This window comes from Vibrio sp. 14G-20 (assembly GCF_026241515.1).
GTDB lineage: Bacteria > Pseudomonadota > Gammaproteobacteria > Enterobacterales > Vibrionaceae > Vibrio.
In genome coordinates, this window is record NZ_JAPHPW010000004.1 from 99575 (window position 1) to 123904 (window position 24330).

At 43.4% G+C, this 24330-nt stretch carries 27 protein-coding genes and 2 pseudogenes; 2 read left to right on the forward strand and 27 right to left on the reverse strand.

Annotated features, from left to right (window positions below; translation table 11 throughout):
• Positions 1 to 38: 38 nt before the first annotated feature.
• The 12 genes and pseudogenes from OQJ75_RS04850 to OQJ75_RS04900 form a co-directional block, all read right to left on the reverse strand.
• On the reverse strand, positions 39 to 446 hold the full coding sequence (locus tag OQJ75_RS04850) for a bleomycin resistance protein (protein ID WP_265971473.1): 408 nt from the start codon (positions 444 to 446) through the stop codon (positions 39 to 41).
• Between the two features lie 73 nt (positions 447 to 519).
• Positions 520 to 972, reverse strand: coding sequence for an NUDIX hydrolase (locus tag OQJ75_RS04855; RefSeq protein ID WP_265971471.1), 453 nt, complete (start codon positions 970 to 972; stop codon positions 520 to 522).
• 26 nt (positions 973 to 998) lie between these two features.
• Positions 999 to 1415: a nucleotide triphosphate diphosphatase NUDT15 gene (locus OQJ75_RS04860; RefSeq protein WP_265971470.1), complete on the reverse strand. Its 417-nt coding sequence runs from the start codon at positions 1413 to 1415 to the stop codon at positions 999 to 1001.
• A 117-nt stretch (positions 1416 to 1532) separates the two neighbouring features.
• On the reverse strand, positions 1533 to 2360 hold the full coding sequence (locus OQJ75_RS04865) for an NAD-dependent epimerase/dehydratase family protein (RefSeq protein WP_265971468.1): 828 nt from the start codon (positions 2358 to 2360) through the stop codon (positions 1533 to 1535).
• A gap of 141 nt (positions 2361 to 2501) precedes the next feature.
• The gene (locus OQJ75_RS04870) at positions 2502 to 2990 is read right to left on the reverse strand and encodes a GNAT family N-acetyltransferase (RefSeq protein WP_265971466.1); all 489 of its coding nucleotides are present in this window, start codon (positions 2988 to 2990) and stop codon (positions 2502 to 2504) included.
• A 62-nt stretch (positions 2991 to 3052) separates the two neighbouring features.
• Entirely contained in the window at positions 3053 to 3685 is a 633-nt protein-coding gene (locus OQJ75_RS04875; protein WP_265971465.1) for an RraA family protein, read from the reverse strand.
• Positions 3686 to 3687: 2 nt separating this feature from the next.
• Positions 3688 to 3804 (reverse strand): annotated as a pseudogene (locus tag OQJ75_RS22560) (GFA family protein); the annotation flags it as partial.
• Between the two features lie 347 nt (positions 3805 to 4151).
• A complete protein-coding gene (locus OQJ75_RS04880; RefSeq protein ID WP_248390785.1) occupies positions 4152 to 4490 on the reverse strand; it encodes a hypothetical protein in 339 nt (112 codons plus the stop codon).
• 160 nt (positions 4491 to 4650) lie between these two features.
• Positions 4651 to 5259 carry a sugar O-acetyltransferase gene (locus OQJ75_RS04885; RefSeq protein ID WP_265971462.1) on the reverse strand — a complete coding sequence of 203 codons (609 nt, stop codon included), beginning with the start codon at positions 5257 to 5259 and terminating at the stop codon, positions 4651 to 4653.
• A 96-nt stretch (positions 5260 to 5355) separates the two neighbouring features.
• Positions 5356 to 5730, reverse strand: coding sequence for a VOC family protein (locus OQJ75_RS04890; RefSeq protein ID WP_265971460.1), 375 nt, complete (start codon positions 5728 to 5730; stop codon positions 5356 to 5358).
• A gap of 68 nt (positions 5731 to 5798) precedes the next feature.
• Positions 5799 to 6488, reverse strand: a complete 690-nt coding sequence (locus tag OQJ75_RS04895; RefSeq protein WP_265971459.1) for a pseudouridine synthase — start codon at positions 6486 to 6488, stop codon at positions 5799 to 5801.
• On the reverse strand, positions 6488 to 6649 hold the full coding sequence (locus OQJ75_RS04900; RefSeq protein WP_012604036.1) for a hypothetical protein: 162 nt from the start codon (positions 6647 to 6649) through the stop codon (positions 6488 to 6490). Before OQJ75_RS04900 ends, OQJ75_RS04895 begins: the two co-directional genes overlap by 1 nt.
• 208 nt (positions 6650 to 6857) lie before the next feature.
• On the opposite strand from OQJ75_RS04900, the gene OQJ75_RS04905 reads away from it, so the two are divergent.
• A complete protein-coding gene (locus tag OQJ75_RS04905; RefSeq protein ID WP_265971456.1) occupies positions 6858 to 7259 on the forward strand; it encodes a YkgJ family cysteine cluster protein in 402 nt (133 codons plus the stop codon).
• 53 nt (positions 7260 to 7312) lie between these two features.
• Here the strand turns inward: OQJ75_RS04905 and OQJ75_RS04910 are convergent, their stop codons facing one another.
• From OQJ75_RS04910 to OQJ75_RS04980, 15 genes and pseudogenes are all read right to left on the reverse strand, one after another.
• On the reverse strand, positions 7313 to 7714 hold the full coding sequence (locus OQJ75_RS04910; RefSeq protein ID WP_265971454.1) for an NUDIX hydrolase: 402 nt from the start codon (positions 7712 to 7714) through the stop codon (positions 7313 to 7315).
• Between the two features lie 228 nt (positions 7715 to 7942).
• Entirely contained in the window at positions 7943 to 8323 is a 381-nt protein-coding gene (locus OQJ75_RS04915) for an STAS/SEC14 domain-containing protein (protein ID WP_265971453.1), read from the reverse strand.
• 112 nt (positions 8324 to 8435) lie between these two features.
• Positions 8436 to 9032 carry a class I SAM-dependent methyltransferase gene (locus tag OQJ75_RS04920; RefSeq protein WP_265971452.1) on the reverse strand — a complete coding sequence of 199 codons (597 nt, stop codon included), beginning with the start codon at positions 9030 to 9032 and terminating at the stop codon, positions 8436 to 8438.
• Positions 9025 to 9549: an HAD family hydrolase gene (locus OQJ75_RS04925; protein WP_265971451.1), complete on the reverse strand. Its 525-nt coding sequence runs from the start codon at positions 9547 to 9549 to the stop codon at positions 9025 to 9027. The genes OQJ75_RS04920 and OQJ75_RS04925 overlap by 8 nt, the downstream gene beginning before the upstream one ends.
• 42 nt (positions 9550 to 9591) lie before the next feature.
• Positions 9592 to 10092, reverse strand: coding sequence for a GNAT family N-acetyltransferase (locus OQJ75_RS04930; protein WP_248390809.1), 501 nt, complete (start codon positions 10090 to 10092; stop codon positions 9592 to 9594).
• A gap of 30 nt (positions 10093 to 10122) precedes the next feature.
• A complete protein-coding gene (locus OQJ75_RS04935) occupies positions 10123 to 11073 on the reverse strand; it encodes a D-2-hydroxyacid dehydrogenase family protein (protein WP_265971448.1) in 951 nt (316 codons plus the stop codon).
• A gap of 96 nt (positions 11074 to 11169) precedes the next feature.
• Complete coding sequence (locus OQJ75_RS04940) at positions 11170 to 11634, reverse strand: ASCH domain-containing protein (RefSeq protein WP_265971447.1); 465 nt, start codon at positions 11632 to 11634, stop codon at positions 11170 to 11172.
• A 243-nt stretch (positions 11635 to 11877) separates the two neighbouring features.
• Positions 11878 to 12943 (reverse strand): annotated as a pseudogene (glpQ, locus tag OQJ75_RS04945) (glycerophosphodiester phosphodiesterase).
• 78 nt (positions 12944 to 13021) lie between these two features.
• Positions 13022 to 14395 carry a glycerol-3-phosphate transporter gene (glpT, locus tag OQJ75_RS04950; RefSeq protein ID WP_265971446.1) on the reverse strand — a complete coding sequence of 458 codons (1374 nt, stop codon included), beginning with the start codon at positions 14393 to 14395 and terminating at the stop codon, positions 13022 to 13024.
• Between the two features lie 504 nt (positions 14396 to 14899).
• Positions 14900 to 15154, reverse strand: coding sequence for a DUF3297 family protein (locus OQJ75_RS04955; protein ID WP_017059204.1), 255 nt, complete (start codon positions 15152 to 15154; stop codon positions 14900 to 14902).
• A 274-nt stretch (positions 15155 to 15428) separates the two neighbouring features.
• The gene (locus OQJ75_RS04960; RefSeq protein ID WP_265971633.1) at positions 15429 to 17630 is read right to left on the reverse strand and encodes a TonB-dependent siderophore receptor; all 2202 of its coding nucleotides are present in this window, start codon (positions 17628 to 17630) and stop codon (positions 15429 to 15431) included.
• A 125-nt stretch (positions 17631 to 17755) separates the two neighbouring features.
• A complete protein-coding gene (locus OQJ75_RS04965) occupies positions 17756 to 19411 on the reverse strand; it encodes a multidrug ABC transporter permease/ATP-binding protein (RefSeq protein WP_265971442.1) in 1656 nt (551 codons plus the stop codon).
• A 194-nt stretch (positions 19412 to 19605) separates the two neighbouring features.
• The gene (gene fhuB, locus OQJ75_RS04970) at positions 19606 to 21582 is read right to left on the reverse strand and encodes a Fe(3+)-hydroxamate ABC transporter permease FhuB (RefSeq protein WP_265971440.1); all 1977 of its coding nucleotides are present in this window, start codon (positions 21580 to 21582) and stop codon (positions 19606 to 19608) included.
• Positions 21579 to 22517, reverse strand: coding sequence for an ABC transporter substrate-binding protein (locus OQJ75_RS04975; protein ID WP_265971438.1), 939 nt, complete (start codon positions 22515 to 22517; stop codon positions 21579 to 21581). Before OQJ75_RS04975 ends, fhuB begins: the two co-directional genes overlap by 4 nt.
• Entirely contained in the window at positions 22514 to 23293 is a 780-nt protein-coding gene (locus OQJ75_RS04980) for an ABC transporter ATP-binding protein (protein WP_265971436.1), read from the reverse strand. The genes OQJ75_RS04975 and OQJ75_RS04980 overlap by 4 nt, the downstream gene beginning before the upstream one ends.
• A 194-nt stretch (positions 23294 to 23487) precedes the next feature.
• Here OQJ75_RS04980 and OQJ75_RS04985 point away from each other — a divergent pair, with 194 nt between their 5' ends.
• The gene (locus OQJ75_RS04985; protein ID WP_265971435.1) at positions 23488 to 24318 is read left to right on the forward strand and encodes a 4'-phosphopantetheinyl transferase family protein; all 831 of its coding nucleotides are present in this window, start codon (positions 23488 to 23490) and stop codon (positions 24316 to 24318) included.
• The last annotated feature ends 12 nt before the right edge of the window (positions 24319 to 24330 follow it).

Consider the following 24330-nt stretch of genomic DNA (forward strand, 5'->3'; position numbering starts at 1 on the left):
TATGTAACAACAAGTAAGTGGCCAATAAGATTTATGTGTTAAAGAATATCTTGGCAAAACCTAAAGAGGTAACCGTCTGGGGTTTGGACTATGAACTGCTTCTGAGTCGCGATCGAATCCCCACATTGATAAGACTTTGCCTCTAACGCTAAGTAAATAGAATCAGCGGCGCTTTCGTTAACTCTCTGATATAGAGGTTCGATATCGATAACATCCCATTGGAAGTTAACACCACGCCCTAACGGAAACTCCAGATCACCTGGAAGCCATTTTCGACTTTTGCCCGCAATCCCTTCAAGCATCACATCAACACCATCAAGCGTTAGATAAACAAACTCTTCATCTGGGCGCTCGTACTTCACTTCAAACCCCAACACATCGACAAAGAAGGATTTACTCACATTAATATCGAAACAATAAAGTTCTGGAACTACTCGTAATGTCATGATTTACCTATTCACTAAATAGCAAGAGATTAGTAAAAATCTAGTCAGGGTTTCCACTCTAATATAGAGTTAATTAATCTGTATACTTTAAGCTTGTTTTGTAAAGCCTCTCGTTTATCTCCCAAAGCGCATTCCTGTTTGAGTCATATGTTAGAAGTTCTCTGGCTGTTTTGTAATCACACCAACGGTAATCTGTGTGTTCATTTGATAGTCGAGGATCTTCCATGACTTTTACTGAGAAGGAATGCTCAGGAATTACGAATGGATGCTCAGTCCAATTTTTATTTCCTGCATAAAAGACTTTTGGAAGCATGCACATTGAATCGAGCAACTGCCAGTTACAACCAACTAATTGAGTCTCTTCATAGAGCTCACGTTGTGCTGCCTCAAGTAATGATTCATTATCTTCGCCACCGCCGGATATCGCCTGCCATAAACCATTGTCACTTCGACGTGCGATTAAAAACTGAGGTTTAGCGTCGCCTATTTTATAGGGAAACACTAAAACTTGAAAAGGTGCTCTCATTGCTTTGTGCTCCAATCGCTGACGTCTTACTTCGCTAGCTTCCCAAAGGTGACTGGGTCGCTCAACAAATTCGTCAGAGGAAGAAACAGTGGTTCTGGTAACTCATCTAGCTTAAACCACTTCCATTGCTTGCATTTATCTGGCTCGGTCACCTGTGGTTCACCGCTAGCCTCAGAAGCCACAACAAACAGCGTTATATAGTGCTTGTTCTCTTTCTCAAAAATATCATTGGTAAAAGTCAGCTTCTCAAATGCACTAACAACCAAGCCCGTCTCTTCGAGTGTTTCGCGTTTGGCACACTCTTCAATGCTCTCACCCCATTCAAGGTGTCCGCCCGGCGTTGCCCACGTATGAGCTCCGTGAGAACCAATTCGTTCTCCAAGTAACACTCGCCCCTCACGCAGAATAACCGCAGCGACACCTACTCTTACTTCCTGACCCACTTAAAACTCCTTAATTTTTACCAAAAGACAAACGAACAGCTAAGTGACTAACAATGCTGAGATTGCGTTCAAACTTACCACTAACGCCAAGCCGAGTTAAATACCAAATGTTGAGAATCACATTTGGATACTTCGTTTTATGTAGTCTTCAACTAACTCGACAGGCTCAAACGAAGAACTAATTGGTAGTTTTAGATTCAGTTGTTCAATACCAACGGCCATAGAGCCATTTTCTGACTCAAACTCTTGCCAACTGATCTTTCTCACTTTTGTCACAGCTTTGGCGGCCAATAAGAGTTGAGCGAATTCTGCAGGACTATAACCTTGAGTCTCTGCAACAAAATGCTGCTTTTCTAAGGTTCGGCCTTGCGCCAAAAGTAAATAAAACCGTGCAATGTCATAGACATGAACATATTGGTTAAATCCTATAGACGGCATACCTACTTGGATCGTTTGGCTAGCGAAAGATTCTACAATTCGCTTTAACTGACAGTTCTCACCGCCATAAACCAAACTAGGACAGTAAACGACGTGCCACCTGTTTCTAATAGCGCTCTGTATTGTTTCTACATCTAATCTAACGGCTTCCAAGGGTTTCAGCCTAAATTGACTCAAATCAGCGCTAGAGGCGTTACCAAAGAGCCAAACACCCGATGTATGTATCTTTGTTGCATCTCTAGCGGCAAGTAGGTCTAACTCAGATAGCAACCTTTGCTCCACATCTGCAATTTCATCTGCTGAGAATTGTGACCAATGTGGACGCGCGCAATTCACAACCACATCAAAGTAGCCTTCAAAATCGGACCTATTTTCTATCAACCCGACTGTAAGAGGTGTGACGATTTTGTCTCTACCGTATGTAAAAACTTCAAAATCACTTTTTGCGAATAGCGATGTAACGTGACGGCCAATGTACCCACTAGCCCCTGCAATCAATACTTTCATTCTTTCCCTGAACTTTGCATACATGAAGCCCTAGCTTTACTTCTAAGCCAGAACATCGCGCTCAAAGGTTAAGTCTGTCCCGTTATCCAATCGAGAGTTATCAACCAGTGTCGTTATTTTCATAGTTCTCTTTTTATCTGATCACGAATCGCACATTGCCCAACGGAAATAAGGTCTTTGACCATCCATTCGCTCAACCTCTGCACCCAACCTTTTGTAGAAATCATGCGCTTTCTTATTGTGTGGACTTGCCGTCCATGAGATGTGAGAGGCTGATGATGACTCCGCTTGTGACTTTAAAGCCAACATAAGTTCACGACCATACCCTTTTGATCTTTGATTTCCTGTAACCAATAGGTCGTCAAGCCAGATTGATGGCTCTCCACTGAAGGATGAATATCGATAATGATACAGTGCGAAGCCAAGAGACTCACTATTCCGTTCCAATATTAAAGCATGGGCAAATGCGGAATCACCAAATAGTGTACGTTCGATTTTCTCTATAGTTGTCGAGATTTCACCGCTAAACCCTTTCATACTTCGGTCAAAGTCAGCTTTTTGTTCAATAAACTCTATTAAGACACTTGAGTCTTCTTTCGTCGCAGTCCGTACGATCACTCTCTTCTCCATTGGTGAATTTATTCGTTATTGTCTAACGCTTGTTAATAGATAAATATGCCACGCATTGCGAATCAGCTTACAGTGCTCTCAGGTTTTTGTTTCGCAGACGTTATTGCTTGGGCTATTTTGGCCCTATGGTTTATTTCCCACTCAGCGAGTGTTAATGACGCCTCTTTACTCGCTTTCTGTGAAGCCATTAAAAACACTTCGTCTTTTCTGGATTTAGGAATAACGACAATACCTTCTGCATCAGCAACAATGATATCTCCCGTAGAGACCTTTGCTCCCCCGCAAGTGATTGGAGCGCCCAATTCAGAATAAGCCTCTTTCTTTCCCGGTACTGGATGAACACCTTTCGCAAAAACTGGAAACTTCATATCTGAAATTTCAGTCAAATCTCGAATGACACCATCAATAATAAAGCCTTTGATACCTCGACTCTTAGCGACTGCGCATACATTACCGCCGGCTACTGCATATTCGCTATCAACTCCATCCACTACAATGATGGAACCTTCTGGAGCTTCGTATATGGCAGAATGAAGCATTAAATTATCACCAGACGTTAACTGAACAGTAAAAGCTTCTCCAAAAATTCGCGGTATTCCCAGCCAAAGAGGAGCAATACTAAAGTTAATAAAGTGCTCATTACTTAGTATGTTTCCATACTCGGTTGTCGCTAATTTAGAAAAATCTGACTTCATATTTATTCTCCACTTTCAAAGTTGGCAAATAATTCCGCAGCTGTCATATTATGTGTTTCATTTTTAAATTCATAATATTCAGGCTTTTCATCAAAAAATATCTGATGAGTTAATAAGAAAAACTATTTATTGTTTCCCTTATCCGACAAATGCCTCGCATGCTTTTTGGAAATCCATTGATGAATATGAAGACCTGTTTTACGAAAAAGATACCAATCTATTGCAGCCAGAATCACAAGTCCGATTATTGTTCCCATAATAAATACTCCATGTACATTGAACCGTCACTTTACCAAATAGTTTATAAAAGCACCGTGAATCCAAACAACCTATTAACACTAGGTATGGATAGTTAGTTTAATTCTGGAAGAATGACGAGGCATAACGATAAGCTGTGTATGAATGTGTACCGTGCCTGAGCGAAGCGAGTTCGGTATGCTCAGACTTAAGCGCCTTGTTGTATGTTTTACTTGCTAATATGCCAAGCCATTACACCACTACCAATAAGTAAAAATATACCTATCAATCCGACATTAACTGCAAAACTTACTTTATTACTTTCGTCTTGAAAGTCATTGGTTCGGGACACAAGTTCACGATGAATCATTAACGACAAAAAGTCTTGATTAGCTGGATTGTTACCATCAAATGTAATGCCTCCCAATACAACAAGTAAAACCCCGCTATATGCAATGTAGTCAACCAAGTCTATTGTGGATAGGTAATCAAAAAAATTGCGAGAAATTAGCAGAACTAACGAAATCACAACCAGATAAGCTAAAATCCCTTTGAGAAAACCCTTCATTGAAACTCCTTGTACATATAGCAACTATTAGACAAAAAAATTCTGCACTTAAATCCAGAATAATTCGGCCTAGTGTCTTAAATGCACAAATAATATACAACCAATCCATTATATAACAATGACTTATGTCACAGCTAATTTAAGACATGTGAAAAATCGCTTACTTTAGCTCATCAGGAATACGGCGACCTTTGTGGTAATACTCTCGGTCACGTTCGTTGATTTCGCGTACCACACGGCATGGGTTGCCGACAGCAACCACATTAGCTGGGATGTCTTTGGTGACGATGCTCCCTGACCCTATTACTGAGTTTTCACCAATGGTGACACCAGGAAGTACGACGGTGTGTGCGCCAAGCCATACGTTATTGCCAATACGAACAGGAACATTGAACTGCGCTGCTTTTAACCTGAGTTCTGGGCTGATGGGATGTGTGCCAGTGGCAATGGTCACGTTAGGCGCAATCATCACGTTGTCGCCAATGAATACGTCTGTATCGTCAACCAGAGTTAGATTGAAGTTAACGTATACGTTGTTGCCTAGGTGCGTGTGACGTCCCCAGTTGGCGTGCAATGGTGGCTCGATGTAACAACCCTCGCCGACTTCAGCGAACAGTTGCTTCATGATCTGCTGTCGTTTATCACCTTCGCTCGGGCGAGTGTGGTTGAAATCGTATAGCACTTCTAAGCATTGAGTTTGCTCAGCAACCAAATCAACGTCGTCACAGTAGTAAACGTCTTGGCTGTGCATTTTAGCCTTTATATCCATGTTTGAACCTATTTGATCATTGCCTTATGTCGGCATAAATAAAGAAACAGATGGATAATTTGAAGTTTTCACTGGCATTAATGCAAATTGGATGAATTAGCGCGGCCCAATATTTTCAGCCACACGCCACAGCACACCACTTGGGTCAGTGATACAAAACTCAAGCATTCCCCAAGGCTGCTCAACAACCTCGGAAACGGTAACTTCAAATTCCGTCATTACATTAGAGTTTTGCACGTGTTGATACCAACTTTTTACGTCTTCCACCAGCAAGTGCATCATGTAATTGTGACAGTGCGCAGGTTCGTAAAAATCTTGTAAAAGGAATGCATAATCGCCGTGACGAAAATAAGCGATATCATGGAACTCAGACATGATTTCGAAGCCGAGAGTTTGATAAAAGCGCTTTGATAGGTCAAAATCTTTCGCGGGTACGAACGACTTAATTTCAGTGACTTTGAGGTTTTCCATGATAAACAATTCCTTCTGTTTTAAAGCCCAGAAGTATCACTAGGCTCTATGCTTTAATTTATTTTAAGTTACTGGCTGAAAGAGCTAACTTCGTCTTCTGTGAGATAACGCCACTGACCTGCTTCAACATCTAAACGAATATCACCAATCTGTTCGCGATGAAGGCCAACAACTCGATTCCCTACCGCAGCAAACATTCGTTTTACTTGGTGAAACTTACCTTCTGTAATGGTCAACAGCACTTCTTTACTAGTAATCACTTCAAGCTCTGCCGGACGGGTCGGTTTTTGTTCGCCCTGCAATTGAATGCCCACTTTGAACTTATCAGCGACATCGTCTTTGATATCTCGTGACAATGTCACGCGGTACACCTTCTTACATGACTTGGTTGGCAGAGTGATATTGAATGACCAGCGCCCATCATCGGTAATCAAGACTAAGCCTGTTGTGTCTGCATCTAAGCGTCCTGCGATGTGCAGTTCTGATGCTTTGTCTATCTCGATGTATTTGAACAGTGAAGGATAAACTTCATCGATATTAGAGCAGATAGTATCCGCAGGCTTGTGCATTAGGAGGTATCGAAATTCTCGCAACTTAAGCGGAGTGCCATTTAACAAGATGGTGTTGCTTTCATGAACCTGAGTTGATTCATCGGTGACTGTTTCACAGTTTACGTTCACCTCGCCATTATGGATGCGTTCAATCGCTTCAGGCTTGGTTAGGTCAGTGCTTTTACATAGATATTTATCAAGGCGCATTAATCGTCAGCACCACATTTTGCGCATGGCTTATAAGTACGTTCGCCTTGAGCAATCACCACATAGTCTCGAACGCAATTATCACATAGCGCCAGCTTTGGGTAAGCGTCTTTCTGTTTCTTTGCGTTGATGTCGCCTTCGGTGGTGTATACGGTTCTCATTTTTATGCCTTGTTTTGATAACTTGCTAGGCGCAAATTGTATCACTGTTTACAGCCTTGTTTGGAGTGGTGTTAGGTAGTTAAAGAAATATTAAGTACTTCTATTTTAGGCTCCCTTCCCGAAACAGTTTAACCATGAACAACAAAGTCAACGTGCCACGGCTATCAGTGGTAAAATGACAAAAGCTCACCAACCAATGAAGTCACTAATGAAAAATTGTAATCAATGCGGAAAATGCTGTATCAAATATGGAGATGGTGACCTTGCCGCGACTCAAGAAGAGATTGATTTGTGGGAGCTGTTCAATCCAGACATATTTGAATATGTTCGAGGAAGCGAGATATGGTTTGACCCTGAATCTGGCGAACGTTTAACTCGCTGCCCTTTTCTGGAGCTGGTTCCGACGAAAGACACCAAAGCTCAAGCCAAGTACACATGTAGCATTTACTTAGACCGTCCAGAAGATTGCCGACACTACCCAAGCCTAATTAATGAGATGGTACGAGATGAGTGTGAAATGATTGAGTTGGTGGATTTACAAGACACGAAGAAAGCTCAAAGGAAACTCGACCTGTTGATGAAAGACAGCCGCCCTTCAAGCTATTCGTAAGCGATGATCTTTTGAAGATCAATCTTCAACATTAGCTAATAGCCGCTAAGACCTTAAGCCAAATACTGGTTCGCTTCTAACCAATCAAGCGCAACCAGTGCTGCCAGTGAACATACCGCTCTGTCGTTGCCATCAACAAACTTAAGTTCTTCGATTTCAGCATCTGGAGACAGTTCGCCAGTATAATCAGCAAGATAACAAGTCAATTGCACTGATACGCCTTCCGCTTTGCCATCAGCCTGGCCTGTAAAGGTCTCAACGTATTTGATGGAATCAGGCACTAAATCAACTGAGAGCTCTTCTTTGATTTCGCGAACCAGTGCTTGTTCATCACTTTCGCCAGCTTCACGCTTACCACCCGGTAGATAGAACAATTCTTTGCCTTTTGATCTCACCATTAACAGCTTGCCGTCTTTGATGAATATCCAAGCCAGCTTATCAATTACCTTATGCATGTCGTTCGACCTTATTTCTGTTTTAGTTCTCGTTATTACTCAATCTAGCCACGCCATTAGTCGCGACCAAACAAAGCCTGGGTATGTTACACGCTGGAGTGAATAGACTCTATTGAATCGAATCGGAAATATCATAACCAAAACGAAAAATGACAGCGTTCGAGACAATGCTCATCAACTGTCATTGGCGATGTCTACGGATTGCTCTCTAGCTGTCCGTAGATAGAATCAATCAACTAACCAATTAAGCGCAGAGTCGTGGGCTTCGAATGACTTAATCTCACCAGACACAAACCAGCTTCCTACTTTTGAAGCGAATTCTTGCCAGCTTTTGTCACCATAAATCGCGATTTTGTCTATCTTCGAATTGAGCTCTAATCCCAGTTTGAAATCATCCCAAGCAGCACGTAACTCCCAACCCGTTAAGGTGGAGATGTCGACCAGCATCTTGAGTTTAGATGAATCGAGTTCTTCTAGCGTGGTATTTAGAATTGGCATCATTGCTTGATAGTCATCGTGTGTGAGTTTGCCTTTCGCTTTGAACACAACAATGGTTTCACCGCTAACACGTTCAATTCCAACCGATATTCCGTGACGTTCGATATTCATAACCTAGCTCTCATAGTGGAAACTAGAATTAGCTTAGAGGATTAAACAACAAAGAGCTGAGAGGTTGGTGTCAAAACGGACAAGCATCCGAACGAGTTTTAGTTACTGACATTTAACGACGCTTAATCGCAACGACCGAGTAAGTGTGCCAATGCTTCATCCTACCCAACGACGTGAGTGCTTGTTCGTCACGCTCATCAAACCGAACCATCTCGAAATCGTTGAACAAGCTGAGTACTTTGGCTTTCGTTAACGGTGTTGTTGGGGTTCGATAGCCACGAGCCCAACTGTCATCAACGCCCATGAAATCACCCGCAAATACGCCACCCACTTCAAGACAGTTTTCAATATTGTGCCAAATCTCGTCAAAACAGGTTGGGGCAGCAAAAAACAGACTAGAATTAGCGATCACTACACCAGATTTCGGGTAATCATAGTTTTCAAATCCACTTTCAGATATCTCGACCAAAGATTTGCGACCAAAACGATCCCGACATAGTGCAATGGCATCAGGATTAACGTCGAACCCATACACTTGATACGCCTGCTGTTCTAAAAAGGCGATATCACTACCTGTTCCACATCCACAATCAATCGCAACATTTAAGCCTGACTCATTCAGTTTAATTGCGTACTCAGTTCTCTTTAAATGAGGTTTGCTTAGTGCCTTTTGGTAATACTGACGCCAGATCTCAGAGTGATCATCCATGGTACTTCTCCAATAGTTCGCTTAGGCTTTGAACTTGTACGATATTCGGATGCCCTGACTTAAGAGCAGTGCCTTCTGTGTTCAACCACACTGCTTTCAAACCCGCTTCAAGTGCTGGGTAAATATCTTTGTCTAAGGTGTCACCTACCATGGTGATATCTTGTGGTGCAACACCGAGTTTGGTAATGATGGCAGGATAAAAGCCCGAATCGAACTTAGAAAAACCAATGCTCGCCTTACAAAAGTAACCCAAGATATATTTAGACAGGCCAACACGCTCAAATGCTCGAATGATGTCGTCTTCACTAGAATCACCAGCATTGGTGGCAACATAGATTTGGTGATTTTGGGAGAGTTCAGCCAGTAATGCGCGAGCACCACTCACTTCTTGTACGGTTTCCCAGTCACACATTTTCCCTTGTGCGTCTGGGAAGTCGATCATTAAGGTGTTACCCCAGTCAAATAAGACGGTTTTGGTTAGTTTGGTCGAAACCGTTGATTTTGTAGCTTTGTTCATCATGCCTCCTGCATCGATGATGTAGCGAATGTTTCGCCGTACTTATAAGAACTTCTCGATAAGAATCTCATCATAGTATTGGCCGCCAAGCTTGGCGTGTTTCTTTGCTATTCCAACAGTTTCAAAGCCCTGTTTGAGGTACACCGCTAATGCGCGTTCGTTACCAGCTAGAACATAAGCAAAAAGCTTTTCGTAGCCTTTGGTTTTTGCGACTTCGAATGTGTGTTCAAATAACTGCTTTGCGACGCCTTGCCCACGGCTGTTTGCGTCTACATATGTTCCAATAATACCGACATGATCAAAGGCTTTCGTATAAGAGGCAAACGGCTCTACGTTTTGAAAACCAAGCAATTGGTTAGTCGTTTGATTGACAGCAACACTGAACACGCCACGTTCAGGAAACGACTCAATAAAACCTTTCTCTTCATCCAACGTAAACGTCTGATCTAAGATGGTATAACGCCCTTCGATGATGATTGGGTTTAATACATCGATAATACCCTGAGCATCATCTACTGTGACTTGTCTGATTGTTAAGCTCATACTTTCTCTACCTTTTTCTTTGGGCAGATTCTAGCTCGATATGCCATCCATTTGATAGGACAGAATGTTATCGAAAGCGATATCAAAGTAGAGTTCGTAGCTATTTTGTTCGACGTAGCCTAAATGCGGTGTCGCAGTGACGTTTGACAAGGCTAACAGAGGTTCAGTCTCTGACGTAGCGGGCTCTATTTCAAAAACATCAATCGCCGCTCGTTTGCTTGCTACCTTGGTGAGTTCATTAAATAGGGCTTTTGTCTCGACCAACTCTGCTCGGCTGATATTCACGAACAGTGAGTCTGGCTTCATTAGGCCAAGATCATCAGCAGTAACACAGCCTCTAGTGGCGTCATTCAAGCGCAGGTGCAAAGAAAGTACATCTACGTTACTGAAAAACGCGTGTTTGTCTTCTGCCGCTTCAAATCCGTCGGCCTGTGCTTGGTCTCTTGAGGTTTGGCTTCCCCACACCATCACATCCATTCCGAATGCTTTGGCATATTGCGCGATGTAACGTCCGATTTTTCCATAGCCCCAAATGCCTAGCTTTAAGTCCTTTAATGTTCTTCCTAAACCAAGTGAGCCTGAATCTTGCCATTGGTTTTGCTTGAGGTTTGAAGAGTAAGTAGGAATATGACGAGATGCAGCCATGATCAACGCCCAACACAGTTCAGACGGAGCGACAGGTGAACCGCGCCCTTCTAATACTTTCACGCCGAACCGTTCACACATGTGTGGGTCGATGTGGTTACTGACCTTACCTGTTTGGCTGATTAACTTGAGATTGGGTAACTTGGATAATAACGACTCGGTGATCTCGGTACGTTCGCGGATCAGCACAAGCGCCTCAAAATCGTGTAACTTCAGCGCAAGTTCGTCTTCAAGGTAACTTTCTGTGAATACCGTAACCTTGTGCTGTTCTAACTTTTGGTAACACACAAGGCTTTTTACTACGTTCTGATAATCGTCCAATATTGCAATTTTCACTACACACTCCTTGTTGTATTGCTTGACTGCTTTTCGAGATCTAAGTGCCACGAGTTAAGATTCAATTAAACCAATGGGCACTTTTTAATCTTACTCTTATTGATGAACCACTTTGAAACGCTCAAGTACCAACTTCATGTCTTCACTTGGTGAGATCTTGAGCTCTTCACATTCACGTGAGAAGAAGTTCCAATGCGCTTCCCTCCACCATTCGAGTGTTTTATCGCCCTCACCTTCGGCAGCAGCAAATTCAGCGGTCACTTGATTGTATGGACACAAGGAAACAGAGGTTATCTCAACAATACAGATAGGTTTGCCATCCCAGTCAGTGACGACTTGCAAATGCCCTACGACAGGCATCGCTTCTCCTTCATGACTGTACCAATATTCAAGGCTACAAGACGCCTGTTTTTCACCCTTAAGAATTAACTGAGCGCAGAGGTTAGCGTTGTATTCATCAGCACAGTAATAGTCGGCACTAAAAGAGGTATATTGCGAAGCAAAGTCTGCTGGCAATGTGTTTAGGTAGCTATCGAGATAAGCTTTGCTTCTTGCTTCCATGATCTTTCCAAATTCAATATTAGGTTGAGCCGATAAATACTTATAGATTAAGCATCTGGCTGCATTGGGTGTAACCTATCAAGTCAGGTTATTGCTGTAAACCGAGTGAATATCAAAATGTGGGTTCGCAAAGAAGAATATCGGTAGGATTTCGAGGCCAGTACAAGAAGAGCCAAAAGCACCTTTAGTCTGTGCTTTTAGCTCTGAATATCTCGTTAGTAGTCGCTCGTAATTGGCAGGATATTAACGGTTCAAGAAGTCGACCGCTTTGTCTGGGAAGTCAGTAAACACACCATCGACTTTGACTTGGTTGTAGAAGACATCCAACATGCCATCAAAGTTATCAGCATAAGCTGGGATTCTTCCCGGGTCGGCACGAAACGTGTACGGGTGAACATCTAAGCCCGCGTCTTTTGCTGATTTCATTAACGGTTTAATAATGATGTTATCTTTGGTCGATGCATCGTCCACCAACATTGGCTTCCAAGGCCCGATTCCTTCCGCATAAGTCGCCACTATTTCCATGCCACCAGCTTCAAACATCCAGTCGTAATTGTACGGCGTTGCTTTGTCGCCTTGGTACGTCATGGTTTCATTCCAATCTGTATAGGCCATCAACTGAACGAGCTTAAGATCCATTTCCATCGCAGGCATGAGTTCTTCATTGATGCGTTGAAGTTCATTGGCGTCAAAACACTGCAAATACACTTTGTCGTCTTTCGATAAATACCCATATTGATGCAAGGTCGCAAGCACCGCTTTGGATATGTCTTTGCCTTCGTGACGATGGAACCAAGGTGCTTTAATCTCTGGATAGATACCCACATCATAACCGAGCGTCTTGTTTAGACCTTGGATCAATTCAATTTCTTCTGCAAATGTAGCGACACGAAAATCAGACTGCCACATAGGAAAGCGTGCTGGGAATCCAGCCACTCGATTACCTTGGTCATCTAGGTTAAAGCCTTCAGTCACTTTTAATGATTTGATCTCGGCAAGCGTAAAATCAATCGCGTAATAGCGGCCATCTGCTCGTGCACGGTCTGGAAAGCAGTCAGCAACATCAGTGACGCGATCTAAATAGTGATCATGCAAAACCACCAATTGGTCATCTTTGGTCATCTTTGGTCATCACTACATCTTGTTCGATATAGTCAGGTTTCATTGCGTAAGCGAGTGCTTTAGCCAGTAATGTATGCTCGGGTAAATAACCAGAAGCACCGCGATGCGCAATCACTAAAGGATCGGCGAACGCATTTGCAGATAAGCTAAGTGCTAATAAAGTCAGAGACAGTGACGTTGTTTTCATTATTGTTTCCCTTGATAAAACAGAAGCAGGATATACCTGCCTCTGTTGTTATTAGTATGGTGTGGTTCAGTTAATAAACTACTGAGTTAGCGCTTCTTTCTCTCGTTCGAGATCTTTTTGTTTATGGTGCGCACGCTCACCGAGGAAGGCGTAAAGCAGACAAATTATTGAAGCAACACAAGCTCCGACCAAAATCATGAAGCCGCCATCCCAGCCGTAATGGTCAACCATGAAACCAAGCACGGCATTGGCAGCAACTGCCCCGCCTAGGTAACCAAACAAACCGGTTAAGCCAGCTGCTGTTCCCGCCGCTTTCTTTGGTGCAAGTTCAAGTGCATACAAGCCGATTAGCATTACTGGACCATAAATAAGGAAGCCAATCGCAATCAGTGCCAACATATCAACCGTTGGGTTACCCGCTGGATTCAACCAGTACACCAACACTGCGACAGTTACGAGAACCATAAACAGGATCCCTGCTGGAGCGCGTCGACCTTTGAACAACTTATCTGAAATCAAACCACACAATAACGTGCCAGGAATACCTGCCCACTCATACAGGAAGTAAGCCCAAGACGATTTATCTACAGAGAAGTCTTTCGCTTCTTTTAAGTAAACTGGAGCCCAATCGAGTACGCCATAGCGGATAAGATAAACAAACGCATTGGCAATCGCGATTGACCACAATAACTTGTTAGAGAAAACATACTTAAAGAAGATCTCTTTCGCCGTCATTTCTTTCTCATGAGACGTATCGTAGTCGTCTGGGTAATCGTCTTTGTGTTCTTCAATCGGTGGTAAGCCACAAGATTGAGGTGTATCTCTTACGGTGAACCAAACAAAAATAGCAACGAGAGTGGCAAAAAATGCAGGAACATAAAAAGCGGTTCGCCAGTCGTCATTAAAAGCCCAAAGACCCAATAAGAACATCGGGCCAATCAAGCCGCCACCCACGTTGTGAGCAACGTTCCATACCGATACGATCTCGCCACGCTCTTTGCGTGACCACCAGTGAACCATGGTTCGCCCACAAGCTGGCCAGCCCATGCCCTGAAACCAACCATTCAAGAACAGCAGGATAAACATCGCAGTGATGCTGCCTGTCGCCCATGGCATGAAGCCGAAGCAGAACATGACCAATGCCGACATTAACAAGCCGCCACTGAGAAAATAACGAGGATTTGAGCGATCAGAAACACTGCCCATTAAAAACTTAGATAAACCGTAAGCGATGGATACTGCGGCTAAAGCAATCCCTAGCTCTCCTCGACTGTACCCTTGCTCAATCAGGTATGGCATCGCCAAACTGAAGTTTTTGCGAACTAAGTAATAACCCGCATAGCCAACAAAGATGCCGAGAAAAAGCTGCCATCGTAATCGTGTGTAGGTGCTATCGATCTTATCGGTAGATAAGCGATCGATATGCGCCATAGGTTTGAATATTCCAAACATAGGAACCTCATAATTATTGGGCGAAGGAAGAATAAAATGCTCGAACGAAAAAATTTAGCGCTCATTCGAAATCAAGGGAATTGTATGTGCTTCAGGATTAATTTCTGTGATAGAGGTAGTTATTAACAAAAAATAACTTTAAATACAGCACATTAGTTTCATTTAATTAGACTGCGCTTCATATTTTCGTTTGTATCTGTTTAATTAAACATCAGAACTTTCGAGTGTGAACAGATCCAAAAAGAGCGAGCGAACATAAATCAACCAACAACAACTTTGTTATTACTGCGAATGCATAGTGAACAACAACAATTTTGGTTGAATCTGTGGAGTTATGAAGGTGGTTTGGGCTATTGGTTCAAGAAGTTCGCCAAAATCAATGCAAACAAAAAGGGTCTAGATTTCTCTAGACCCTTTTAGGTAATAACGCTTGGTGGCTTTATGTTGGCAAATTAGACAAACAATAGCTAATTACTCGAAGTATTAGCTAACCACACGAAGTGATTATGCGTCGATGTAAAAAGCTTCTACAGTGCCTTTTAGAGTAATAAGCATTGGCTGACCAAAACGATCTAACGCTTTTGGAGAAGGGATCTTAACCCAACCTTCGCTGATGCAGTATTCTTCAACATCAGTACGCTCTTTACCATTTAGACGAATGCCGATTGGGTATTCGAAACACTCAGCAACGTGGTGTGGGCTGCGTGGGTTACCTGCAAGATGATCTGGTAAAGCTGGTCTTGAATTAGTATCGCTCATGTTCATTACCTGTATGTACGTAAATAAAAAAAGTGCGTCATTCTAGTCAATATAGGCTTTGTGCTCAACAACTGCTGTCATAAATCGTATTGATAGTTTTAATCAGCGCCTAGTTGTTTGATTTAAAGGCGGTAGTTGCAGCATTTCAAAACAAAACTTTCACAGATTTCAACATTTCTAGCGAAGCTAAGAATGATTACCCTAATATAAACAAAGCACCCAGCCTGTTGGACTGAGTGCTCATAAACGAGTAATCACTGATTATAAAGTTACGTTACCAGTCATAAGTTACGCTCGCAATCACGTTACGGCGATCACCGTAAAAGCAGTAGTAATCACACGTCGCGACGTACTCTTTGTCTGCTAAGTTCTTCGCTGCAACTTGGAACTTATAATCTTCAATACGGTAGCTCAATGTTGCGTCAAACAAGGTGTAAGAAGACACTTTGTTTGTCTCGGTATTATCAGCGTAAGAATCACCAACATAACGAGCACCCGCACCAATAGTTAAGCCATCTAGTGGACCATTTAAGAAACGGTAGTTTGCCCAAACTGAAGCCAATTGGTCAGCAATTTGTGACGGCGTATTGCCTACATTACTGCTTGTCGCATCTTCAGTTATTTCAGAATCGATGAATGAGACGTTACCAATCAAGGTTAATGCTTCAGTTACGTTTGCGACAGCTTCTAACTCAAGGCCGCGGTTACGAACTTCGCCAATTTGTGTTAGCTGACCTGCAACCTGACGCGCTAAGTTTTCTTTCGAGACTTCAAACGCTGCAATGTTGAAATAACCGTCGAAGCTACGCGGTTGGTATTTCAAGCCCACTTCGTATTGCTCGCCACGTTCTGGTTTCGCCGGGTCACCATTTTGATCAAGTTGAATGATTGGGTTAAACGACTGAGCATAGCTCGCATAAGGTGTAAAGCCACTATCCATCAGGTAAGCAACACCGAAGTTGGTTGTCCACTCTTCGTTATTGACCTTAGTTTTAGCGCCAGTAGTTGTGTTATGTGTCTTGTTTTGGGAATCATCGTAACGAACACCGATTTGTACCGCCCACTTATCCGCAATCATCATTTGGTCTTGTAAATAAAGGCCTAATTGATTATTTTTCGTTTTAGTGGTTTGACGATCTGATTCATCAAGTGGCGCAAACGTTGTTGGATTCAACAAAGCTACATTTGTGCTGTATGACGGGTCAAACACGTTAAAGATTGGGTTCGGTATATTTCCTACACCCGGCACAGGCAAAAGACTGTTTCCGTCACCAATGATTGGATCAGCAGCGTAATCTTTACTATCAATATCGATGCTCTGGTAATCAATACCAGTCAGCAAGGTGTGCTCGACTGAACCTGTCGTAAATTTATGGATCAAACGATTATCGATGTTAAATGCGTCGGATGTTCCTTCTTCAGTCGATGCTTGGCGGATAATAGAAGAACGTGTTGGATCGTAAGGTGCTAGAGCCGTATCACCAACATACTGCGAGTAATACATTTGACGTAAGTTAATGTCCATTTGGCTGTAGCGTGCGTTTTGCATGAAATAAGTACGATCATTGAAATGATGTTCAAATTCGTAGCCTAATGAGATTTGTTCACGCTCAAACGTTTCCCAATCCGTATTACCTAACGCAGTGCTGTCACTAATAGTGCCATTTGGATTCGACGTTAACGTTCCTTCCATTGGTAGGAACTGCAGGTACGGGTCGGAATCATCTTTCTGGTAGCTAGTTAGCAGTGTGATTTTTGTGTCGTCTGTGAATTTATAAGCCAGAGAAGGAGCGATAAAAATGCGTTCAGCCTCTACACCATCGACACGGCTGCCATTTTTACGACCAAGTGCTTGCAAGCGAAACGCCATTTTATCGTTAACTTCAGAGTTCACATCTAAACTAATTTGCTTGCGATCATCAGTACCGTATTCGATAGCAAACTGACCCGAGCCACCATCAAACTGTGGACGCTTACTGATTACGTTAATAACACCACCCGGAGGGGTTTGACCGTATAGCGCTGATCCTGGACCACGCAAGATTTCTACTCGTTCCAAGCCAAACGGGTCGATTTGCCAGCTGTAAAAACCCGATGAATACAAACGCGTACCATCTTGATACAAACCACTGTTAGCTTGCTTAAAGCCACGGATAACAAACCAATCTTGCTTATTATCTTCACCGAAGTAGTTCGCTTGAATACTCGGCGTGTACTGTAATGCATCTGCAATACTGATTGACGCTCGGTCGTCCATCTGTTCACGAGTCACAATCGAGATCGCACGTGGTGTCTCGCCTATCCCAACATCAGTTTTTGTAGCAGTACGACTACTTAATCCAACGTAACTAAAATCTGGACCTATTGAGCTGTCTTCAAGCTGCTGTCCAATAACAACAACGGTTTCATCTTCGTTGGCCTGAACCATTCCTGACGATACAACTAAAGCGACCGCAAGTGCTGTTGGGGTACGCATAAAGTGCCGATTCATATATTTCTCCTTCTATACGGCTATGAACCTATTGCAATAAAACACAAACAATCACTGTGATTTTTATTAATCAATTGTTTGTATTTGAGCCTGACTCGGCTCTAAAAAACTCAAGCGACAACACTTTCTAGTGCTTGGTGCGCTTGAGCTAAATTTCCTTTACTCAGCTCAATGAGATTGCCGGTATCCATTTTAAAAATTCGGTCTGCGGCATCAAAATAGACGTCATCATGAGTAATCGCGATAACAGTCACACCACGCTGTTTAAGTAGCGGAAGTAACTGGCGGTAAAAGAGTTTTCTGAATCTTGGGTCCTGATCAGCAGCCCATTCATCAAGTAGAATGCATCCACGCTTTTCGAGCACTGACATCATCAATGCCAGTCGTTTCCGCTGACCTTGCGAATATCTCACGTCGCTCAACTTACCTTGCTGATGTTCGACCTTGTGTGCCATTTCGAGTCGTATCATCCATTCATCAACATCTTGGTTTTCGATGTCTTGGCCTTCACCATCGACGATTTGATGAAACAGATGAAAATCGCTGAATACCGCCGAGAATTGATGGCGATAGTCTTGCCAACGCTCTTGAGTTACCTTATTGCCATCGACATAAACTTGGCCAGAATGCGGTCGGTAAAGCCCTGTTAGAAGGCGAGCAAAGGTCGATTTCCCGCTACCATTCCCACCAATAATAAAGATGTGTTCACCACGTTCGATCTTGAAGTCAATCGGACCAACACCAAATGAGTCGCCATCAGAATCTGAACGATATCGATAGCTGGCACCTACGAGTTCTAGTGAATTGAAGACTTTGGTTTGCGCTAACTTCGGATTGAGGCTTAGTTCGGTGCTCAAGTCTAACGACGACAATTTCTTCATCGATATGTTGGCGGTGATCAATGTTGGAATTGAACCGACTGCCGACATCAATGGCATTCTCATGAACAGCACAACTAGGGCGAACGCAGAAGCGACTTCCAGTGACGCCCACCCCAAACCCGTCGCAAGGTAAAAATTCAAACCGATTAACGCCAATACAACAGTGTTCGCCATGTTGGCTGCAAAACCATTTAAGATGTCTGCTTGTGTCACTTCTTTTCGATAGCCTTCCGCATTCGCCGAAAAAGTTTCATCAAAGTAACGTTTGGCCCTGAATGGATTTAACGAAAGCTCTTTACGACCATCAATCAAAGACTGGTAATCGTGATACAGCTTGTCGTCATATTCACGAACCTGTTTAACGTGTTTGGTGATGCGTGTAACGAGCATATAGCCAACAACACCCGTTAGAGAGAGCATTAACAAGCTGATGCCAAACAGTGGCATAGACAAAAAAGCCAAGTAAGCCAAAGCCACCGCTGTTAGCACTAAGCCATAAATCAACTCTGGTAAATGTACGAATGCGATAGTGATATTTCGAATATCGGTATTAAGTGAAGCAAGCACCCCTGCACTTCCTACTTTTTCAACTTGTTCGATATCGGTATTCAAGAGTTGAGAAACCAATTCACAACGCTTGTTGTAAACGAACTTATGACCCAATTTATGAAGTGCGACCTGTGCGAAAGTGGCAGTCACCAACAGACCAATTAACAACAAGGTGAACTGGAGTAAGGTGTTAGAAAGTGGATCACTACTCTCAAGTAACTTGTGTTGAATAAACGCAATTACCCCAACACTAAGAAATGCGCTCGCAATACTTAACAAGATCACAAGGGACAATGACTTTTTCTGTTTTTCAGCCAGTAATAGGATTAATCCCATCTCACATACCATTTAATTAATTATTATTGTGATTATCATTATCAATAAAGAAAAAGATAATCCCGTACAAACCAAGTTCGATAATATTGTTGTTTAGTCCTGGCCTCTAGAAGCTCACCCGTTCATTCAACAGACACCCGTCTCCAAGCGTTCAGTAGCCGCTATGAGTAACTACAGTGGCAACAGCGTCTGAGCTATAGCCTTCTTAAGCCCCACATCAGATACATGCCACCGATAATCGAAGCCACCAACCCTGCCGGGATCTCTTGTGGGTAAAGCCACTGTCTACCAAGCCAATCCGAGAACAACATCAGCGCCATACCAATTAACGAGGAACAGATCAGATGCTCTTTAGCACGGCTATAACCAAATAGTCTCGCCACATGTGGAGCCATCAAACCAATAAAGCTTAACGGGCCTACCACCAGTGTGGCGCTCACGGTTAAACATGCCACCAGCACCAACAATAGGATTCGAGATCGAGACACGTTCACGCCAAGTGACTGCGCGCTCGCCTGCCCTAGTGGTAAAACATCTAACCAACGAGCGCACACAAAACCGAGCGAGATAAATACAACCGAAGACAAAAGCAATGGCATTAACGTTACTTCAGTCACGTAATAAGTAGAGCCAGCTAACCACGCCAACACTTGATAGCTTCTCGGATCCCCCCCTGCCAACACGAAGCTTTGTACCGCATTCATCAGAGCCGTTATCGCGACGCCGGTAAGCAACACTCTTTCAGGTTGAAAGCCCGACTTCTGGTTAAGCACGACAATGATGCCCAAAGTGCAGACCGCGCCAATAAGGCCACCGATATAAAGCCCAACCACACTGCTTCCAAAGCCCGCAAAGATCGCAATAATCAAACCTAGTGCCGTACCAGAACTGATACCAATCACTTCTGGGCTCGCCATTGGGTTGCCACTCAAACGTTGAACGATCGTACCAGCGACTGCCAACATGCCGCCCGCCAGTGCCGCTGCCGTTAATCGAGGTAAACGCCATTCAAGCATTGCCCAGTCTTGAGTTTGAAATAACCAACGCCAACCTTCAGTTTGAACAGAGAACAAACTGAACACGACCAGCGACAGAACAATAAACAAGCTGGCCAATACCACTGAATGCTTGTTTAAGCGAGAAGCGACTTCCTTATGACGCGTTAATACCGTTTGTGTTTGTGATTGGCTTCTCATTGATAACTTTGGCAATAACCACAACAACAATGGAGCACCCAATGCAGCCGTTGCAGCCCCTGTCGGGACAAACATAGACATGATGCCCGGCAACTGTTGAATAAGCAGATCGGTAAGGCTTAACAACAAGCCACCTAACACCATTGATACCAATAATTTAGGAACTAAACGGTGAACACCCATCAAGCGAGCTAACGCAGGAGCCGCTAAACCGACAAACCCGATAACACCGACAGCACTAACAACCCAAGCCGTTAGCAATACTGCTAATCCGAGACAAACGACTCTTAACTTAGGTAATGAAACACCTAAGCTCTTAGCACCCTGCTCTGATAATTGGAGCAAACTCAAAGGTTGTACGAACAGAAACGCAGCAAGAGTTGCGATAACCAAACGCGGCGCTAAGTACTGAACATCTTCCCATCCGGTTTGAACCAATGAACCTGCGCCCCAAATAATTAAGCCATTCAGTTTGTCTTGGTTCATCATCAACAAGACAGTACTGACAGCACCAAAATAGAGGTTCACGACCAAGCCAGACACAATCACGACGGTTGGAGACAACGCGCGTCGCCAAGACAATACGAACACCAAACCAATCGTAGTTACGCCACCAACAAGTGCTACTAGCGAATAAGACCACTCTAAAAGCCAAGGGGCGTATAGCGTCGCCAACATAAGTGCAAAGCTCGAACCGCTCGCGACACCTAACGTAGACGGCGAAGCTAAAGGGTTTCTGAGCACCTGTTGCATCAAGACCCCCGCCACTGCGAGCGCTGCGCCAGATAACAATGTAGTGAATAACCTTGGCCACCAAGCCAAATGCAGTTTCACTGAGTCTGGAGAGGTAAAATCAACGCTCCACAAACTAGAAAATCGGCTCAGTCCGAACTGAGACACAGATAAGTGTTGGCCAATTAGAGCCAATGTAGAAAGCATTAACAGTGTCAAAACACCAAACGAGAGCGCTCTCATAACACGTCTCCTTGGTTCAACTCAGAAACAATGAACCTTGCAAAACGTGTTGCGGAAGGTATCGCCCCGAAGCTCCACACCGCTGGAACCTGTAACGCGGGGTAGCCCGACTCTTTCACTATGTATTGCCAAAACTGATTAGCTTTTAGGCTCTCTTCAGTCCCCGCTGGCATTGGAGAAATAATCACGATTTGACCTTTAACGCCAATAAGCTGATCGACACCAACCAAGCTGTAACCCCAAGCGTTGGTTTGCCCTTTCCATGCTGATTCAAGGCCAATCTTGTTTACTGAAGCTTTGTATAGGCTGTTATCCCCAAAGACACGAACGTGATTGGTGTCCATGAATTGCACCATCAACATTGCAGGAGCATTGTTTGGGAGCTGTAATCCTAAACGATCCATTTCAGCGTTCGCTTTCTGAATCAAAACTTCAGCTTGAGGTTGTTTTTCAGAGACCTCAGCTAACTTTCGAGTAACCGTTTCTAACGCTGACCAATCGACATCACCGCTTCGGTACAAACCAATGGTCGTGACAGGGGCAATTTTGCTTAGTTGAGTCTCCAACATTGAAAACATTGGAGAGAGTAATATTTTGTCGGGTTTGAGCTCATGAATACGTTCAAGGTTTGGTTGCGTTCGTAAGCCAACATCAGCAACGGTTGGGGGGATTTTCGGAGACTTTACCCAAGAGTTGTAATCGGGGATTTGAGCGGCGGCAACTGGGTTTACACCAAGTGCCAAAAGCGTTTCAGTATGAGTCCAATCAATCGAGACTAAGCGCGGACTTGGATCAGAACTAACATCAAGCATGTCCTTTTGAGCAACGGAAACAGGAGTAACTGCCAGTAAGCTCGAAATAACTACACTTGAGATAAGAGTACGAGTAACGTGCGAGCGATGTAATATTGATTGGAAAGAATGTTTAAGCATCATGCTGGCTCCAAATCACCAGGCATCGCGACTGGGTAACCCGCAGAATGTTGAGTAATGTGCATTGGCACACCATAGATATCTTTCAATATCGACTCTTTGAACACCTCATCAACCTCGCCTTCGACTAATAGCTCACCGCTATGAAGGGCAATAATGTGGTCGCAAAAACGCGCAGCCATGTTGATGTCGTGAATGACGATGATCACACCGATCTCTAACGTTTCACTCAGGCGCTTAATCAGTGTCAGCATTTCAATCTGATGCCCAATATCGAGCGCTGCTAAAGGCTCATCAAGCAACAGGTATTTGGTGCGTTGAGCTAACAACATCGCAAGCCACACACGTTGGCGTTCACCACCCGATAACGTATCCACCAGACGATCAGCGTATTGCGTTGTGTCGGTCAGTTGCATCGCCTCTTCAACATACTGCTTATCTTTACTTGAAAGTCGACCTAACAAGCCATGCCAAGGGTAGCGACCAAAGCTCACGAGATCTTTGCCAGATAGACTGTCGGTTGCCGGTAAATGTTGAGGTAAGTAAGCAATTTGCTGTGCGAAGTCCTTATCTGACCATTTAGCGACCGCTTTATCTTTCAGGAAAATATCGCCTGACGTAGCGCGTTGCTGCTTCGCTAACAGCTTTAATAAGGTCGATTTCCCCGAGCCGTTATGCCCAACCAAAGCGTAGATTTTCCCTTGCTCGAACGACACATTAAATGTCTTGAGCAATTGCTTATCTCCTACGCTAAAACCGAGTCCCTTTGCTTCGAGCATATCTTCAACCTTAAAACACATCATTCACTAAAAAATTAATGAAATACGAACATATTCATAAAATCATTAACAGACACGCTTTTATACACTTGCAAAAATTTAAATGCAAACGATTTTCATTTAGATTAAACTATATTCCATACGACCTTTTTCCCTATTTTTTAGAGGGTTAGAGACCACACTATGAATAATGGATGCTTATTGTTGATTATTCACCTTGTTGCAAAATGGTTAAGCCAATAAAGAACAGCACCTTTCACCCATTAACACTGGATCATCCGTTTATGGTCGATGAATTCAGTTTTAAAACAGACTTGGGCTTCAAAGATAAAGAGATTGATATCCCTATCGCGCAGTTTGATAAGCGGCACTTCAACGACAAGCTATTTGGTGTTACTAACATGCATTGCCCTATTGCGATCACTCACTCGGTCAGCAAAAGGAAAGCCGAATACTTTGCCGGGCGTTATTTGGTCGCAAGGCAGTTACAACAACTGGGCTTTGCACATCAAATGCTTGAGCCAAACATAGATCGAAGCCCAAGGTTGCCTTCAGGCGTTATGGGTTCGATCTCCCACAGTCAAGACTTGGCTTGTATTGCCGTTTTGCCCTCTCCTAATTCAAACAGAGAAAGCATTGGGGTTGATATTCAACACTTAATAACGAATGACGTTTGCCGTGACATCAAAGACATCGTGGCGAACGTCAATGAGATAGAGCTTATGGAGATGTTTGGAATGACTCGTTCAGAAGCTGTGACATTGTTATTTTCGGCTAAGGAAGCCATCTATAAAACATTGGCTCGATTTATGACTAACGGCTTGGATTTTGGCTCAGCGACACTAAGTGCGATAGATAAAGACACTGTTAAGTTTGAGATATCACCACAAGTCATTTTGCAAAATCGCGACATCATACGTGACAGTGTGATAGGAAGTTATTTGAGGACAGTAACCTGCCAATACAGGTACTTAGAACAAAAGCAATCGTACTTAACCGTGTGTTATTACCAACTCGATAACTAGCGGTTTTTCTGA

What these genes read in the sequence shown, in the direction of transcription:
- OQJ75_RS04850 (WP_265971473.1), bottom strand. Translation starts at nt 446, where the DNA reads ATGACATTACGAGTAGTTCCAGAACTTTATTGTTTCGATATTAATGTG.
- OQJ75_RS04855 (WP_265971471.1), bottom strand. Translation starts at nt 972, where the DNA reads ATGAGAGCACCTTTTCAAGTTTTAGTGTTTCCCTATAAAATAGGCGAC.
- OQJ75_RS04865 (WP_265971468.1), bottom strand. Translation starts at nt 2,360, where the DNA reads ATGAAAGTATTGATTGCAGGGGCTAGTGGGTACATTGGCCGTCACGTT.
- OQJ75_RS04870 (WP_265971466.1), bottom strand. Translation starts at nt 2,990, where the DNA reads ATGGAGAAGAGAGTGATCGTACGGACTGCGACGAAAGAAGACTCAAGT.
- OQJ75_RS04875 (WP_265971465.1), bottom strand. Translation starts at nt 3,685, where the DNA reads ATGAAGTCAGATTTTTCTAAATTAGCGACAACCGAGTATGGAAACATA.
- OQJ75_RS04880 (WP_248390785.1), bottom strand. Translation starts at nt 4,490, where the DNA reads ATGAAGGGTTTTCTCAAAGGGATTTTAGCTTATCTGGTTGTGATTTCG.
- OQJ75_RS04885 (WP_265971462.1), bottom strand. Translation starts at nt 5,259, where the DNA reads ATGGATATAAAGGCTAAAATGCACAGCCAAGACGTTTACTACTGTGAC.
- OQJ75_RS04890 (WP_265971460.1), bottom strand. Translation starts at nt 5,730, where the DNA reads ATGGAAAACCTCAAAGTCACTGAAATTAAGTCGTTCGTACCCGCGAAA.
- OQJ75_RS04895 (WP_265971459.1), bottom strand. Translation starts at nt 6,488, where the DNA reads ATGCGCCTTGATAAATATCTATGTAAAAGCACTGACCTAACCAAGCCT.
- OQJ75_RS04900 (WP_012604036.1), bottom strand. Translation starts at nt 6,649, where the DNA reads ATGAGAACCGTATACACCACCGAAGGCGACATCAACGCAAAGAAACAG.
- OQJ75_RS04905 (WP_265971456.1), top strand. Translation starts at nt 6,858, where the DNA reads ATGAAAAATTGTAATCAATGCGGAAAATGCTGTATCAAATATGGAGAT.
- OQJ75_RS04910 (WP_265971454.1), bottom strand. Translation starts at nt 7,714, where the DNA reads ATGCATAAGGTAATTGATAAGCTGGCTTGGATATTCATCAAAGACGGC.
- OQJ75_RS04915 (WP_265971453.1), bottom strand. Translation starts at nt 8,323, where the DNA reads ATGAATATCGAACGTCACGGAATATCGGTTGGAATTGAACGTGTTAGC.
- OQJ75_RS04920 (WP_265971452.1), bottom strand. Translation starts at nt 9,032, where the DNA reads ATGGATGATCACTCTGAGATCTGGCGTCAGTATTACCAAAAGGCACTA.
- OQJ75_RS04925 (WP_265971451.1), bottom strand. Translation starts at nt 9,549, where the DNA reads ATGAACAAAGCTACAAAATCAACGGTTTCGACCAAACTAACCAAAACC.
- OQJ75_RS04930 (WP_248390809.1), bottom strand. Translation starts at nt 10,092, where the DNA reads ATGAGCTTAACAATCAGACAAGTCACAGTAGATGATGCTCAGGGTATT.
- OQJ75_RS04940 (WP_265971447.1), bottom strand. Translation starts at nt 11,634, where the DNA reads ATGGAAGCAAGAAGCAAAGCTTATCTCGATAGCTACCTAAACACATTG.
- glpT (WP_265971446.1), bottom strand. Translation starts at nt 14,395, where the DNA reads ATGTTTGGAATATTCAAACCTATGGCGCATATCGATCGCTTATCTACC.
- OQJ75_RS04955 (WP_017059204.1), bottom strand. Translation starts at nt 15,154, where the DNA reads ATGAGCGATACTAATTCAAGACCAGCTTTACCAGATCATCTTGCAGGT.
- OQJ75_RS04960 (WP_265971633.1), bottom strand. Translation starts at nt 17,630, where the DNA reads ATGCGTACCCCAACAGCACTTGCGGTCGCTTTAGTTGTATCGTCAGGA.
- OQJ75_RS04965 (WP_265971442.1), bottom strand. Translation starts at nt 19,411, where the DNA reads ATGGGATTAATCCTATTACTGGCTGAAAAACAGAAAAAGTCATTGTCC.
- fhuB (WP_265971440.1), bottom strand. Translation starts at nt 21,582, where the DNA reads ATGAGAGCGCTCTCGTTTGGTGTTTTGACACTGTTAATGCTTTCTACA.
- OQJ75_RS04975 (WP_265971438.1), bottom strand. Translation starts at nt 22,517, where the DNA reads ATGATGCTTAAACATTCTTTCCAATCAATATTACATCGCTCGCACGTT.
- OQJ75_RS04980 (WP_265971436.1), bottom strand. Translation starts at nt 23,293, where the DNA reads ATGCTCGAAGCAAAGGGACTCGGTTTTAGCGTAGGAGATAAGCAATTG.
- OQJ75_RS04985 (WP_265971435.1), top strand. Translation starts at nt 23,488, where the DNA reads ATGCTTATTGTTGATTATTCACCTTGTTGCAAAATGGTTAAGCCAATA.